The sequence below is a fragment of the Citrobacter sp. On2M genome (genome assembly GCF_018035235.1).
GTDB classification, from domain to species: Bacteria; Pseudomonadota; Gammaproteobacteria; order Enterobacterales; family Enterobacteriaceae; genus Citrobacter; species Citrobacter meridianamericanus.
This window is the reverse complement of the sequence record NZ_WPCV01000004.1, coordinates 400,672-415,275: the sequence shown is the minus strand read 5'-3', so window position 1 is coordinate 415,275 and position 14,604 is coordinate 400,672. Positions and strand designations below refer to the sequence as shown.

Here is a 14,604-nt window from a genome sequence, read left to right as displayed (position 1 = left end):
TTGTGTGAAAAATGCAGAATCATTGAAGCTGAGTGTAGAATAAATAGACAGCCGGAGATGACGGAATGTGCCGCACACAAGGGTGCGGCAATAAAATCAGACAGGTGTACTAATACGCGCCAGCTGTTCGAAATAATCCGGGAAGGTTTTGGCAGTACATTTAGGGTCCAGAATGGTTACCGGCGTGTCAGACAACGCCACCAGCGAGAAACACATCGCCATGCGGTGATCGTTGTAGGTCGCGATATCTGCAAACTGTAACGTCGCTGGTGGTGTAACGCGAATATAGTCCTCGCCCTCTTCCACCGTCGCCCCCACTTTACGCAACTCGGTCGCCATCGCGAACAGGCGGTCGGTCTCTTTGACGCGCCAGTTGTAGATATTACGTAAGGTCGTGGTGCCTTTAGCGAACAACGCAGCCGTGGCAATGGTCATCGCCGCATCGGGAATATGGTTCATATCCATATCTACTGCATTCAGCTCACCGTGAGTACAGGCAATAAAGTCATCACCCCAGGTGATTTTCGCCCCCATTTTTTCCAGTACATCAGCGAAGCGAATATCACCCTGCATACTGTTGCGGCCAATCCCGGTGACTTTTACCGTACCGCCTTTAATAGCGCCTGCCGCGAGAAAATAGGAAGCTGATGAAGCATCACCTTCAACCAGATATGCACCCGGCGACTGATACTGCTGCTGACCCTGCACGACAAAGCGCTGGTAGTTCTGATTCTCAATTTCAACACCAAACGTTTTCATCAGGTTCAGTGTGATATCAATGTAAGGTTTGGATACCAGCTCGCCTTTAATGACGATCGTCGTGTCCTGCCGCGCCAGCGGCGCAGTCATCAGCAATGCCGTGAGGAACTGGCTGGATACGCTGCCGTCAACCTCAACCTGTCCTCCGGTGAAACCACCGCGCAGACGTAAAGGCGGATAGTTTTCCTGCTCCAGGTATTCAATGTTGGCTCCGCCCTGGCGTAGCGCATCAACCAAATGACCAATCGGGCGCTCTTTCATGCGCGGTTCGCCCGTGAGCACGATGTCATTGTTGCCCAGGCACAGCGCTGCGGCCAGCGGGCGCATTGCGGTTCCGGCATTGCCAAGGAACAGCTCCACAGCACCTTCTGCATGCAGCGCACCGCCATTACCGATTATCTCGCAACGCGTGCGATCGGCTGAAAGGGTATAGATAATCCCTAACGCATTCAGAGCATTAAGCATATGGCGGACATCATCGCTGTCCAACAGGTTGGTCAGAACAGTGGTGCCATTTGCTAATGCAGCCAGCAGCAAAGCGCGGTTAGAAACACTTTTGGATCCAGGCAGATTGATGGTGCCATCCACCCGCGCAATGGGTTGTAACGTCAGGGATTCCATGAAACTCGACTCTCAAAAACAGACATAAAAACCCCACAGGTTGGCTGTGGGGATGAAAATAAAGCTGATTAACCGCGGCGACGCTCGAAATCGACCATGAAATCGGTCAGCGCTTTTACACCTTCCAGCGGCATTGCATTGTAGATGGACGCGCGCATACCGCCGACCACACGATGCCCTTTCAGCGCATGCAGGCCCGCAGCGAAAGACTCTTCCAGGAAGAGTTTATCCAGCGTGCTATCAGCCAACTGGAACGGGACGTTCATGCGAGAACGGTTCGATTTCGCCACGTCATTACGGTAGAAATCGCTGTTATCGATTACGCCATACAGCAGTTCCGCTTTTTGCTGGTTAATTTTATCCATCGCGTTAACACCGCCCTGCTCTTTCAGCCATTTAAAGACCAGGCCAGACAGATACCAGGCAAAAGTTGGCGGCGTATTAAACATGGAGTCGTTGTCATTCAGCACGGTATAATCGAGGATTGACGGGCAAGACACATGGGCCTTACCCAGCAAATCTTCACGCACGATGACAATCGTCAGCCCCGCCGGGCCAATGTTTTTCTGCGCTCCGGCATAAATTACGCCATAGCGGCTAACGTCAATCGGTGCGGAAAGAATGGTCGAGGACAGATCCGCCGTAACCACCACGTCGCTGGCAAAATTCGGCGTTTCATCGATCGCAATGCCATCGATGGTTTCATTCGGGCAATAGTGCAAGTACGCCGCATTGTCAGAAAGCTGCCATTCACTCATCGGCTTAACGGCACGCAGTCCGTCAACGGTGACTTTGGCGTCGATAACGTTTGGCGTACAGTACTTCTTCGCTTCTTTAATTGCACTGGCGGCCCAATACCCAGCATCCACGTAATCCGCCGTGGTTTTGTCACCCAGAATATTTAACGGGATACCCGCGAATTGCCCACGGCCACCGCCATGGCAGAACAACACTTTATAGTTGGAGGGGATACTGAGAAGATCGCGAAAATCCTGCTCTGCTTCCTCTGCGACTTGAATGAATTCTTTGCCACGGTGGCTAATTTCCATCACCGACGTGCCAAGACCGTTCCAGTCGCGAAGATCCTGTTGAGCCAGTTTAAGTACTTCTGCCGGTAGCATTGCCGGACCTGAACTAAAATTGAAGACCTGAGCCATTTCCCCTCACCACGTTGTGTTGTTGTCCAATCAACATCCTGTCATTGACGATAATCCGGTGACAGATATTGGTATAAGTTATTCCTGTGGATATCGGTTTTATCATTCAGTGACACGCGCCGCAATGGGTAAAAATGACCAAGGTAAAAATGTGTCGTTGGTCACACAACAGAATCTATCGGATTGACGGGTAAAAACCGAGATTTTCGCTGTCAGGTAACCCGTTTTGCCCGACTGGCCTTCGACCATTCTGGATTTGCACAGCGCGGGCATAATTGATGATCGCCGGCATTCATTTGCACCACTTCACTGCAACGTATGCAGGCATAGTCCCCAGCTTCAGGCATTATCTTAAAGCGTTGCGTACAGCGTTTTGGCAGAATACTGAGTCCCGGCTTTACATCTTCATTGGCATAGAAATAGACGCTGATTTGCCCGTTCGTTTCCAGAATGGCCAGTTTCACCTGTCCTAATTGCTCTACGCCGTTCAAACGCAATTCCATAAAGAACTCGAATTCCGTCATATTGGCGCTATTGAGCTTTGACCATGCCAGCTCACCATCCTCAATGATCACAACGGGCTTCCCCTCCAGCAAATCCTCCATTTTTTCGCTGTGTGCCATCAACCACATTACCAACCGGTACAGCACTGCAAGGGTAATAAAGACCACCAGCACCGGCAGCATTGGAACATCATCATAAAACGCCACGTCTCCCGCTGCGGAACCCAGCGTAAGGATGATCAGGACTTCAAAAAGCGACATCTGACGTACGCCGCGACGTCCGGTGATTTTTAAAAACAGAAAAACCAATATAAAGGTATAGAGGCTGCGCAAAGCAACTTCGCCCAGAAAATCCATCGGCACTTTATCAAGCGCCATACGGTGTAAATCGAATGCTTTCATTAATATGCTCTAAACGTGGTTGGCTGTAAGAAAGCATAGCTAATGCTTTTATTTACGCCTGGAATCCGGCGACGATAGCGCCGTTCATTGAAAACCCGTATCATTGCGCGCTTTCCGTACGACAAAAGTGATTTTCATGACGCAAACATTTATCCCCGGCAAAGATGCCGCTCTGGAAGACTCCATCGCTCGCTTCCAGCAAAAATTGCTCGACCTTGGTTTTCAAATTGAGGAAGCCTCGTGGTTGAATCCCGTCCCTAACGTCTGGTCTGTACATATTCGCGACAAAGAATGCGCGTTGTGCTTTACCAACGGGAAAGGCGCGACAAAAAAAGCGGCACTGGCTTCCGCGTTGGGCGAATACTTTGAGCGTCTGTCGACTAACTACTTCTTTGCGGATTTCTGGCTGGGTGAAACCATCGCCAACGGTCCGTTCGTGCATTACCCGAACGAAAAATGGTTCCCGCTGACTGAAAACGACGATGTACCAGAAGGTCTGCTGGATGCACGACTGCGAGCGTTTTACGATCCAGAAAACGAACTGACTGGCAGCATGCTTATCGATCTACAGTCCGGTAATGAAGAACGTGGCGTCTGCGGTCTGCCGTTTACCCGCCAGTCTGATAACCAGACCGTCTATATACCGATGAATATTATCGGCAACCTGTATGTTTCTAACGGCATGTCTGCGGGTAACACGCGAAACGAAGCTCGCGTTCAGGGCCTGTCTGAAGTCTTTGAGCGTCATGTGAAGAACCGCATTATTGCGGAAAGCATCAGCCTGCCGGAAATCCCGGCCGAAGTCATGGCGCGCTATCCGGCTGTGGTGGAGTCCATCGCCAAACTGGAAGCGGAAGGTTTCCCAATTTTCGCCTACGATGGCTCGCTGGGCGGCAAGTATCCGGTGATTTGCGTTGTCCTGTTCAACCCGGCGAACGGTACCTGCTTTGCCTCCTTCGGCGCGCACCCGGATTTCGGCGTAGCACTGGAGCGTACCGTCACTGAACTGTTACAGGGCCGTGGTCTGAAAGACCTTGATGTCTTCACCCCACCGACTTTTGACGACGAAGAAGTGGCTGAACACACTAACCTTGAAACCCACTTCATTGATTCCAGCGGTCTGATTTCATGGGATCTGTTCAAGCAGGATGCCGACTATCCGTTCGTTGACTGGAATTTCTCTGGCACCACGGAAGAAGAGTTCGCCACCCTGATGGCTATCTTCAATGCTGAAGATAAAGAAGTGTATATCGCCGACTATGAGCATCTGAGCGTTTACGCCTGCCGCATTATTGTTCCGGGAATGTCTGACATCTACCCGGCTGAAGATCTGTGGTTAGCCAACAACGCCATGGGCGCCCATCTGCGTGACACCATCCTCTCTCTGCCGGGAAGTGAATGGGATAAAGAAGACTATCTCAACCTGATCGAACAACTGGATGAAGAAGGCTTTGACGACTTCACCCGCGTCCGCGAACTACTTGGTCTGGCAACCGGCGCGGATAACGGTTGGTACACCCTGCGTATTGGCGAGCTAAAAGTGATGCTGGCGCTGGCCGGTGGCGACCTGGAGCAGGCGCTGGTCTGGACAGAATGGACGATGGAATTCAATGCCTCCGTCTTTAGCGCTGAACGTGCCAACTACTACCGCTGTCTGCAAACGCTGCTTCTGCTCTCTCAGGAAGAAGATCGTCAGCCGCTGCAATATCTGAATGCGTTTGTCCGCATGTACGGTGCCGAGGCGGTTGAAGCGGCAAGTGCAGCATTGAGTGGCGAAGCGCCATTCTACGGGTTGCAAACCGTTGATAGCGATCTGCAGGCTTTCCCGGCGCATCAGTCTCTGCTGAAAGCCTATGAAAAACTACAGCGCGCGAAAGCGGCACATTGGTCAAAATAATGACAGTCAGCCTGCGCTAAGTAGGCTAAAAGTTTTGTCTGGGATATATTACGGGGCGCTTTGAGCGCCCTGTTTTTTTATTTTGGTCAAATCGGAAAATAAATGTAAAAACAAGGTTAAATATTAGTAGTTGATATTAAAAAAATTAGCGTATTAATGCAGTTTTTTATCTCAATTACTCCATTTTAATTAACCGTCTAACAGGAGACAAAAAGAAAAAATTCAACTCACTTTATAATTTTTAAAATTTATTTTTATGTGAATAATCAACAAGTTACTCCGTAATTGCATAAAAACCATGCGTCTTACGGGCCTATAAGCCAGGCGAGATATGATCTATATCAAATTCTCATCTATAATGCTTTGTTAGTATCTCGTCGCCGACTTAATAAAGAGAGAGTTAGTGTGAAAGCTGACAACCCTTTTGATCTTATTCTTCCTGCTGCAATGGCCAAAGTTGCCGAAGAAGCAGGCGTCTATAAAGCAACGAAACATCCGCTTAAGACGTTCTATCTGGCAATTACTGCCGGTGTATTCATTTCAATTGCCTTTGTTTTCTATATCACCGCAACAACCGGTACCGGAACTATGCCTTTCGGCATGGCAAAATTAGTAGGTGGTATCTGCTTTTCCCTGGGGCTGATTCTTTGCGTTGTCTGCGGCGCAGACCTCTTCACCTCAACCGTATTGATTGTCGTAGCAAAAGCCAGTGGTCGTATTACCTGGGGCCAATTGGCTAAAAACTGGCTTAACGTGTATGTCGGTAACCTGGTGGGTTGCTTGCTCTTCGTGCTACTGATGTGGCTTTCCGGCGAATACATGACCGCCAACGGCGCGTGGGGGCTCAACGTCCTGCAAACAGCCGACCACAAAGTGCACCATACTTTTGTTGAGGCAGTAAGCCTTGGCATCCTGGCTAACCTGATGGTGTGCCTGGCGGTATGGATGAGCTACTCTGGCCGCAGCCTGATGGACAAAGCGTTTATCATGGTATTACCGGTCGCAATGTTTGTTGCCAGCGGTTTTGAGCACAGTATCGCAAACATGTTTATGATCCCTATGGGTATTGTAATACGCGATTTCGCCACCCCGGAATTCTGGACCGCTGTTGGGTCTTCTCCGGAGAATTTTTCTCACCTGACCGTGATGAATTTCATCACCGATAACCTGATTCCGGTTACGATCGGTAACATTATCGGCGGCGGTTTGTTGGTCGGGTTGACATACTGGGTCATTTATCTGCGTGGTAACGATCATCATTAATCTGATGATGCCCATTACACGCAGTAAATAAAAAATCCACTTAAGAAGGTAGGTGTTACATGTCCGAGCTTAATGAAAAGTTAGCCACAGCCTGGGAAGGTTTTACCAAAGGTGACTGGCAGAATGAAGTAAACGTACGTGACTTCATTCAGAAAAACTACACTCCATATGAGGGTGACGAGTCCTTCCTGGCTGGCGCAACTGATGCGACCACTGCACTGTGGGACAGCGTGATGGAAGGCGTTAAACAGGAAAACCGCACTCACGCGCCTGTTGACTTTGACACCTCCGTTGCTTCTACCATCACTTCTCACGACGCTGGCTACATCAACAAAGCGCTCGAGAAAATTGTTGGTCTGCAGACTGAAGCTCCGCTGAAACGTGCGATCATTCCGTTTGGCGGCATCAAAATGGTTGAAGGTTCCTGCAAAGCGTACAACCGCGAACTGGACCCGATGCTGAAAAAAATCTTCACCGAATACCGCAAAACCCACAACCAGGGCGTATTCGATGTTTACACCAAAGACATTCTGAACTGCCGTAAATCCGGTGTTCTGACTGGTCTGCCAGATGCGTATGGCCGTGGCCGTATCATCGGTGACTACCGTCGCGTTGCGCTGTACGGTATCGACTACCTGATGAAAGACAAATACGCTCAGTTCGTCTCTCTGCAGTCCGATCTGGAAAACGGCGTAAACCTGGAAGCAACTATCCGTCTGCGTGAAGAAATCGCTGAACAGCACCGCGCACTGGGTCAGATCAAAGAAATGGCTGCTAAATATGGCTGCGATATCTCTGGTCCGGCTACCAACGCTCAGGAAGCTATCCAGTGGACTTACTTCGGCTACCTGGCCGCGGTTAAATCTCAGAACGGCGCAGCAATGTCCTTCGGTCGCGTATCCACCTTCCTGGATGCTTACATCGAACGCGATCTGAAAGCAGGCAAAATCACCGAACAAGACGCTCAGGAAATGATTGACCACCTGGTCATGAAACTGCGTATGGTTCGCTTCCTGCGTACCCCAGAATACGATGAACTGTTCTCCGGTGACCCAATCTGGGCAACTGAATCTATCGGTGGTATGGGCGTTGATGGCCGTACTCTGGTTACCAAAAACAGCTTCCGCTTCCTGAACACCCTGTACACCATGGGTCCTTCTCCGGAGCCGAACATCACCGTTCTGTGGTCTGAAAAACTGCCTCTGAACTTCAAGAAATTCGCCGCTAAAGTGTCCATCGACACCTCTTCTCTGCAGTACGAGAACGATGACCTGATGCGTCCGGACTTCAACAACGACGATTACGCTATCGCTTGCTGCGTAAGCCCGATGGTTGTTGGTAAACAAATGCAGTTCTTCGGTGCGCGTGCAAACCTGGCGAAAACCATGCTGTACGCAATCAACGGCGGCGTTGATGAAAAACTGAAAATGCAGGTTGGTCCTAAATCTGAACCGATCAAAGGCGACGTTCTGAACTTCGACGAAGTGATGGACCGCATGGATCACTTCATGGACTGGCTGGCTAAACAGTACGTCACCGCACTGAACGTTATCCATTACATGCACGACAAGTACAGCTACGAAGCCTCTCTGATGGCACTGCATGACCGTGACGTTATCCGCACCATGGCGTGTGGTATCGCTGGTCTGTCCGTCGCTGCTGACTCCCTGTCTGCAATCAAATATGCGAAAGTTAAGCCGATTCGTGACGAAGACGGTCTGGCTATCGACTTCGAAATCGAAGGCGAATACCCGCAGTTTGGTAACAACGACTCTCGCGTTGATGACATGGCGGTTGATCTGGTAGAACGTTTCATGAAGAAAATTCAGAAACTGACTACTTATCGTAACGCTATCCCGACTCAGTCTGTTCTGACCATCACCTCTAACGTGGTTTATGGTAAGAAAACGGGTAACACCCCAGACGGTCGTCGTGCTGGCGCGCCATTCGGACCGGGTGCTAACCCAATGCACGGTCGTGACCAGAAAGGTGCTGTTGCCTCTCTGACCTCCGTTGCTAAACTGCCGTTTGCATACGCTAAAGATGGTATCTCTTACACCTTCTCTATCGTTCCGAACGCACTGGGTAAAGACGACGAAGTCCGTAAGACCAACCTGGCTGGTCTGATGGATGGCTACTTCCACCACGAAGCATCCATCGAAGGTGGTCAGCACCTGAACGTGAACGTCATGAACCGTGAAATGCTGCTGGATGCGATGGAACATCCGGAAAAATATCCGCAGCTGACCATCCGTGTTTCTGGCTACGCAGTACGTTTTAACTCCCTGACTAAAGAACAGCAGCAGGACGTTATTACTCGTACCTTCACTCAGACCATGTAATTGGTTTTGACTGAAATCGTACTTTAAAAAGCGTACAATAAAGGCTCCACGTAAGTGGGGCCTTTTTAATAGCCTGCTTTGTCAGCTATCTATACTTATGGATATCAGCCAAAACAGACTCGACACAGTTAATAACTGTGCACTAACACTGGCCCCGGATGGGCCACACCTGGAGAAACACCGCAATGTCAGTTATTGGTCGCATTCACTCCTTTGAATCCTGTGGCACTGTTGATGGCCCGGGCATACGTTTTATTACCTTTTTCCAGGGCTGCCTGATGCGCTGCCTGTATTGCCACAACCGCGACACATGGGATACGCACGGCGGTAAAGAAGTCACCGTCGATGAATTAATGAAAGAGGTCGTGACCTATCGCCACTTTATGAACGCTTCCGGCGGCGGTGTGACAGCGTCCGGCGGTGAGGCTATCCTGCAAGCTGAATTCGTACGTGACTGGTTCCGCGCCTGTAAAAAAGAAGGCATTCATACCTGTCTGGATACCAACGGTTTTGTTCGCCGCTACGATCCGGTGATTGATGAACTGCTGGAAGTCACCGACCTGGTGATGCTCGATCTCAAACAGATGAACGATGAAATCCATCAGAATCTGGTAGGCGTATCTAACCATCGTACGCTGGAGTTCGCCCGCTATTTGTCTAACAAAGATATCAAGGTTTGGATCCGCTACGTAGTCGTGCCTGGCTGGTCTGACGATGATGATTCCGCACACCGCTTGGGCGAGTTTACCCGCGATATGGGCAACGTCGAAAAAATCGAGCTGCTGCCTTACCACGAACTGGGCAAGCACAAATGGGTGGCGATGGGTGAAGAGTACAAGCTGGACGGCGTTAAGCCGCCGAAGAAAGAGACCATGGAGCGCGTGAAAGGCATTCTCGAGCAATATGGACATAAAGTGATGTATTGATATTTATGGTGGGTAACGGACCCGTTACCCACCAGACTCTACCTTAGCGCCCTCTTCTCGCCAGTAGCGGGAAAATCAACCCCAATCCTACCAGCACAAACGGCGTCACGATATTCAGCGTGAGCTGGAATGTCCACTCAGGGGTAAAGGCTTCCATTTTCGGGAAGATCCCGGTCAGACAAGCAAATGCGGTAAAAGCGAAGCACCAGATCCCCACCGTCATCGCCAGCGATCGATTCCGGATAAAGACATATTCCGGCTTATACTTCTGCGCCAGGCGAATAACAGCAATAAACGCCACAAACACCCATAGATAACGCAATGGCATCACGACTGAATTGAGATTTAGCAACCACTTGTAGAGATTGTTCATGTCGCCAATCCCCAGGGTTGGCAACATAATCAAAATCGCTACCAGCACCAGCGTCAGAATATAACCATTGACCGGTGTCCCCGAGGCATTGGTTTTACACAGGCTTTCCGGAATATATTTACGATCCGCATCGCCCAGCAGAACTTTAAGCGGTGCATCAATAGAAAATACTAATGCCGCGATCTGTCCTAATGTGTTGGCAATAGCGTAAATAACCATCAGCGAGTTACCCATACCATAATACTCGCCCAATTTCTGGAAGGCGTAATATTGACCATTGGTCATGAGATCATCAGGAATATGCCGGGAGTCAAACATCATCCCCATGGCCAGCGACCCGAGGATCGCACACACTGCCACCATCACCGCCAGGACGAGCATCCCTTTCGGAAATTCTTTGCCCGGATTACGTGTCTGATTAACGTAAGGTGATATTTTCTCGGCGCCGCCAACGGCAAAGACCAGCATTGAGATCGTGGTAATATAGGTAAAATCGATATGCGGGATGAACGATTCCCATGTGATATTGGTTGTTGCTATCTGCACATCGGTGATCGCCGGAGCAGTTACCGCCATCACGACATACAGAATAGACATCACGAACATCGCGATGCCCGCCACTGAGCCCACAATTTTCAGTGATTTCATACCACGGGACGCAACCCACATGAAAAAGGCAAATAGCGCCAGCGTCAGTCCTTGCAGGGCCACAACGGTATACTCTTTTATCAGTGACCCATCGCCTTTTAGCGCCCATCCCAGCGCAATCAGAATGGCCTGCGGCTTTTGCGCCAGATAAGGAATATGCACGACCCAATAGGTCCATGCAGCAAGATAGGCAAGGCCTGGCCCCATCGTGTGCTTAATCCAGGTACTGACCCCGCCTTTCCCATCTTTAAAGGTAGAACCAAGTTGTCCAACAATCAGCGCATAGGGAATAAAATAGAGCGCAAAAATAAATATCCATGAGGAGACAACAACCAGTCCCTGATTAGCATAGTTGTTAACAACGTTGCCAAAACCCCAAACGGTGATAAACGACATCAATGCGATGTTGTACCATCGCAATTGTTTTTCCTGCACACCAGCCATACGCGATCCTTCGTAGAAGCTTTTTGAGTATTAATATATAAGGCGTGGGATTATGCGCGTTAAAATGAACGAGCGGAAACGGCGGGATGTAAAACTATAACCTTCTGCACACTTTATTTTCAGGACAGATGCGTGCGATTAAATAATACCAGGTCCACATAAAGCATACATAAACAATATGTATGGGAACCTGGTCGGTTTGTGTTAAATCAGATCAAACATGCGCAATAGAATTGGGCGTATGGCCCGTTTTACGTAACAGCATCAGTAAATAAATAAACGATACGCTGGCGATCATGATAAACAGCAAGCTATCTGAATAATTTTGCATCAGCATCGCGGTAAATGAAGGACCAAGCAGGCTGCCCACGGTATAGCTTAATAACAATGCCTGATTCATGGCGACCAGCTGATGATGTTCCACCTTTTCACAGGCCCAGGCCATCGCCACCGGATAGAGGGTAAAACCTGCAGCACCCAACATAAACAATGCGGGCGCCATCGCCGCCTGATTTAGCATGGCGATACTGCCAACGATGACCACGAAAACCTGGACGCGTAAAACCAACAGGCGTCCCAGCTTATCCGCCAGGCGGCCAATCGGCCACTGTCCCAGAATTCCGGCACTAACCAGAACAGCCATCCAGAAGCCAATACTGGCGTTGCTCACTCCCTGATGGTTGAGATACAGCGGCATCAGGCCATACAAAGACCCCAGCACAATCCCGGAAATGATACAGCCATTCACGCCCAGGCGCGCCTGTCGCAGTTTCAGCATGGAGACAATAGGTGTGGACTTCTGCTCATCACCCTGCTGATTGGCAATGCGAGTAAAGAGCAGTGGCAAAACACCAGCCAGGATAGTCCCTGTCACCCACGGCAGGACGTTCATCAATTCCGTGGATACTTTACTCACCAGCAGCTGGCCTAAAAACGTCCCCACATAATAGATCATCATATAGGCGGCAAGTAAACGTCCGCGATTACGCGAAGTCCCGCTGCACATCAGCGCGCTTTCCACCACCACCCAAATCATGGCGCAGCCAACACCGGCGATAAAGCGCCAGGTCATCCAGCTCCAGAATCCCACCATAATCCCCAACCCGACACAACCCGCAGCAAAAATAAACGAGGCGATGTAATAGCTGCGATTAAAGCCAAGGTGTTTGATTAAATACCCGGTCAACAACGTCCCTACCAGATTACCGGTAAAGTAAGACGAGCTCACCACGCCTACCTGCCAGGTGGGCAGGTTTTCATGGGCGAGCCAAAGCGGGACGAGCGTGTTTAACACGGCGATCGCCAGGGTCAACAGAAGCAGCCCGCACAGCAGCAGCATGACGGGACGAGTATAGGTGGACATGAATAAAAACCGTGAGGAAGTTCAAATTTCATGCGCATCATGCCACTGCCAAAAACATTGTCAATCGGCGTAATCAGAGGGCTGTGGCGCTTTCTGGCCGATCGATTTGCATTACTGATTCTTAATGTGAATAGATAAAAAGCTTAAAAACACATCTGCTTGTTTTTATTGATCTAAAACAAAAATCTCGCGTTCCGTTCAGTCGAAAAATTTCATGGACTCCCCGTGCTTTTATTTCTTACTAAACTCTATGCGGGATGCAAACCTGCATTGTCCTCAAAATAGAACTGTGAGTTCCTTTTTACCTATCTAATCCAAATTTCGCTCTCTCTGTAGACTTAAACTCATCAAATTTTCCCCACTGATGCTGAACAGGAGAAATATCATGACTAAACCTTACGTGAGACTTGATAAAGATAATGCGGCAGTACTGCTGGTCGACCATCAGGCTGGCCTGCTCTCTCTGGTTCGGGATATCGATCCCGATAAATTTAAAAATAACGTGCTTGCCCTCGGTGACTTAGCAAAATACTTCAAACTCCCGACCATTCTGACAACCAGTTTTGAGACCGGACCCAATGGGCCGCTGGTGCCGGAGCTAAAAGCGCAATTTCCCGACGCGCCCTATATTGCTCGCCCCGGAAACATTAACGCGTGGGATAATGAAGATTTCGTGAAAGCGGTGAAAGCGACCGGCAAAAAACAGCTGATTATCGCCGGCGTCGTGACGGAAGTTTGCGTTGCCTTCCCTGCGCTCTCGGCTATTGAAGAAGGTTTTGACGTCTTTGTTGTCACCGATGCCTCAGGCACATTTAATGAAATTACCCGCCATTCAGCATGGGATCGGATGTCGCAGGCCGGTGCTCAACTGATGACGTGGTTTGGCGTCGCATGCGAGCTGCACCGCGACTGGCGCAACGATATCGAGGGGCTGGCAACGTTGTTCTCTAACCACATCCCCGATTATCGCAATCTGATGACCAGCTACGACACGTTAACGAAACAGAAGTAAAAAACCGGGGCTAAGCCCCGGTTTATCATTTAGCTCGCTACCGCCATACCAACGGTCATATGCAGGCCGTAGAACACGCCACGACCTATTAACTCTCCAACAAGCAACAGAATAAATGCGACGGAAAGCAACGGAACTGCAGGCTGGTAACCCTTCACTTGCGGTACAATCCAGCAGCACAGCGCTAATGCCAGCGCCACAATCCGCCACGCCATGAGCGATCCGTAATCCGGAACCAGCGCAGACGCCTGCTGAATCGAACTGTGGATCGTCGCCAGTTCAGCCCCCTGCATTACTGACATGATGGCGCTCACCACCAGTGCAAGCACTGAGATAGCCGGCAGCAAGCGCATCGCCCAACCGTCAACACCGGCAATTCTCAGTAACAGATACCCCAGCAGCGGACCGCCCATAAACATCGTCAGGAAGAAGCCCAACGGTGTCCAGACGCTGTACCAGGTCGGCACAGTATCGATAGTGTTATACACACGTACCATCATCCAGACAAAAATCACGCCCAGTACCATGGTGACAACTAACCACAGATTGCGTAACGCGGGCGACATTTTTTTCAACGTGGCCAGCAGCCAGCCGATACCACCAACGGCAAAGAAGATGGAGCCGCTGGCAATTTCGTTACTCAACGCCGAAGACCCTACACGATTGAGTGAGTTAAAGGCGCGCATCGGCGAGCCCAGATGAAGCATAGAAGCAATAAAGCCAATACCCATCAATACCCACAGTCCAAACATGCAGGCGATCACGCGCTGCTGCGTTTCAGGACGTAAGTCCCCTTTCATCAGCGCCAGCGCCAGAACAATAAAGCCACCAACCACACACTGTCCGAAGACCGTGAAGATCATCAGCGGCCATTCATGCCATCCACTTCCCATC

Annotated in this window: 11 protein-coding genes; 5 read left to right on the top strand and 6 right to left on the bottom strand. The window is 50.0% G+C overall.

Annotated elements, in window-relative coordinates; translation table 11 throughout:
• Window positions 1-96: 96 nt before the first annotated feature.
• The 3 genes from aroA to On2M_RS12275 all read right to left on the bottom strand — a co-directional run bounded on the left by aroA (window position 97) and on the right by On2M_RS12275 (window position 3,442).
• Window positions 97-1,380 carry a 3-phosphoshikimate 1-carboxyvinyltransferase gene (gene aroA, locus On2M_RS12285; protein ID WP_187259762.1) on the bottom strand — a complete coding sequence of 428 codons (1,284 nt, stop codon included), beginning with the start codon at window positions 1,378-1,380 and terminating at the stop codon, window positions 97-99.
• A 68-nt stretch (window positions 1,381-1,448) separates the two neighbouring features.
• On the bottom strand, window positions 1,449-2,537 hold the full coding sequence (gene serC / locus On2M_RS12280) for a 3-phosphoserine/phosphohydroxythreonine transaminase (protein ID WP_151217919.1): 1,089 nt from the start codon (window positions 2,535-2,537) through the stop codon (window positions 1,449-1,451).
• 212 nt (window positions 2,538-2,749) lie between these two features.
• Window positions 2,750-3,442 carry a DUF421 domain-containing protein gene (locus tag On2M_RS12275; RefSeq protein ID WP_151225128.1) on the bottom strand — a complete coding sequence of 231 codons (693 nt, stop codon included), beginning with the start codon at window positions 3,440-3,442 and terminating at the stop codon, window positions 2,750-2,752.
• Between the two features lie 136 nt (window positions 3,443-3,578).
• On the opposite strand from On2M_RS12275, the gene ycaO reads away from it, so the two are divergent.
• The 4 genes from ycaO (at window position 3,579) to pflA (ending at window position 9,870) form a co-directional block, all read left to right on the top strand.
• Complete coding sequence (ycaO, locus tag On2M_RS12270) at window positions 3,579-5,339, top strand: 30S ribosomal protein S12 methylthiotransferase accessory factor YcaO (protein ID WP_187252722.1); 1,761 nt, start codon at window positions 3,579-3,581, stop codon at window positions 5,337-5,339.
• A 405-nt stretch (window positions 5,340-5,744) separates the two neighbouring features.
• Window positions 5,745-6,602 carry a formate transporter FocA gene (gene focA, locus On2M_RS12265; RefSeq protein ID WP_003035756.1) on the top strand — a complete coding sequence of 286 codons (858 nt, stop codon included), beginning with the start codon at window positions 5,745-5,747 and terminating at the stop codon, window positions 6,600-6,602.
• A gap of 59 nt (window positions 6,603-6,661) precedes the next feature.
• Window positions 6,662-8,944: a formate C-acetyltransferase gene (pflB, locus tag On2M_RS12260; protein WP_003035753.1), complete on the top strand. Its 2,283-nt coding sequence runs from the start codon at window positions 6,662-6,664 to the stop codon at window positions 8,942-8,944.
• Between the two features lie 185 nt (window positions 8,945-9,129).
• Window positions 9,130-9,870, top strand: coding sequence for a pyruvate formate lyase 1-activating protein (gene pflA / locus On2M_RS12255; protein ID WP_003035751.1), 741 nt, complete (start codon window positions 9,130-9,132; stop codon window positions 9,868-9,870).
• Window positions 9,871-9,913: 43 nt separating this feature from the next.
• Here the strand turns inward: pflA and On2M_RS12250 are convergent, their stop codons facing one another.
• Both On2M_RS12250 and On2M_RS12245 read right to left on the bottom strand, forming a co-directional pair.
• Window positions 9,914-11,335 (bottom strand): amino acid permease, encoded by a 1,422-nt coding sequence (locus On2M_RS12250; RefSeq protein WP_210904891.1) that lies wholly within the window; start codon window positions 11,333-11,335, stop codon window positions 9,914-9,916.
• Window positions 11,336-11,549: 214 nt separating this feature from the next.
• Window positions 11,550-12,698, bottom strand: a complete 1,149-nt coding sequence (locus tag On2M_RS12245; RefSeq protein ID WP_187259766.1) for an MFS transporter — start codon at window positions 12,696-12,698, stop codon at window positions 11,550-11,552.
• A 385-nt stretch (window positions 12,699-13,083) separates the two neighbouring features.
• Here On2M_RS12245 and ycaC point away from each other — a divergent pair, with 385 nt between their 5' ends.
• The gene (gene ycaC, locus On2M_RS12240) at window positions 13,084-13,710 is read left to right on the top strand and encodes an isochorismate family cysteine hydrolase YcaC (RefSeq protein WP_016152433.1); all 627 of its coding nucleotides are present in this window, start codon (window positions 13,084-13,086) and stop codon (window positions 13,708-13,710) included.
• A gap of 29 nt (window positions 13,711-13,739) precedes the next feature.
• On the opposite strand, the gene On2M_RS12235 is transcribed toward ycaC, so the two are convergent.
• The gene (locus On2M_RS12235; RefSeq protein WP_187252723.1) at window positions 13,740-14,603 is read right to left on the bottom strand and encodes a dimethyl sulfoxide reductase anchor subunit family protein; all 864 of its coding nucleotides are present in this window, start codon (window positions 14,601-14,603) and stop codon (window positions 13,740-13,742) included.
• Window position 14,604: the final 1 nt, after the last annotated feature.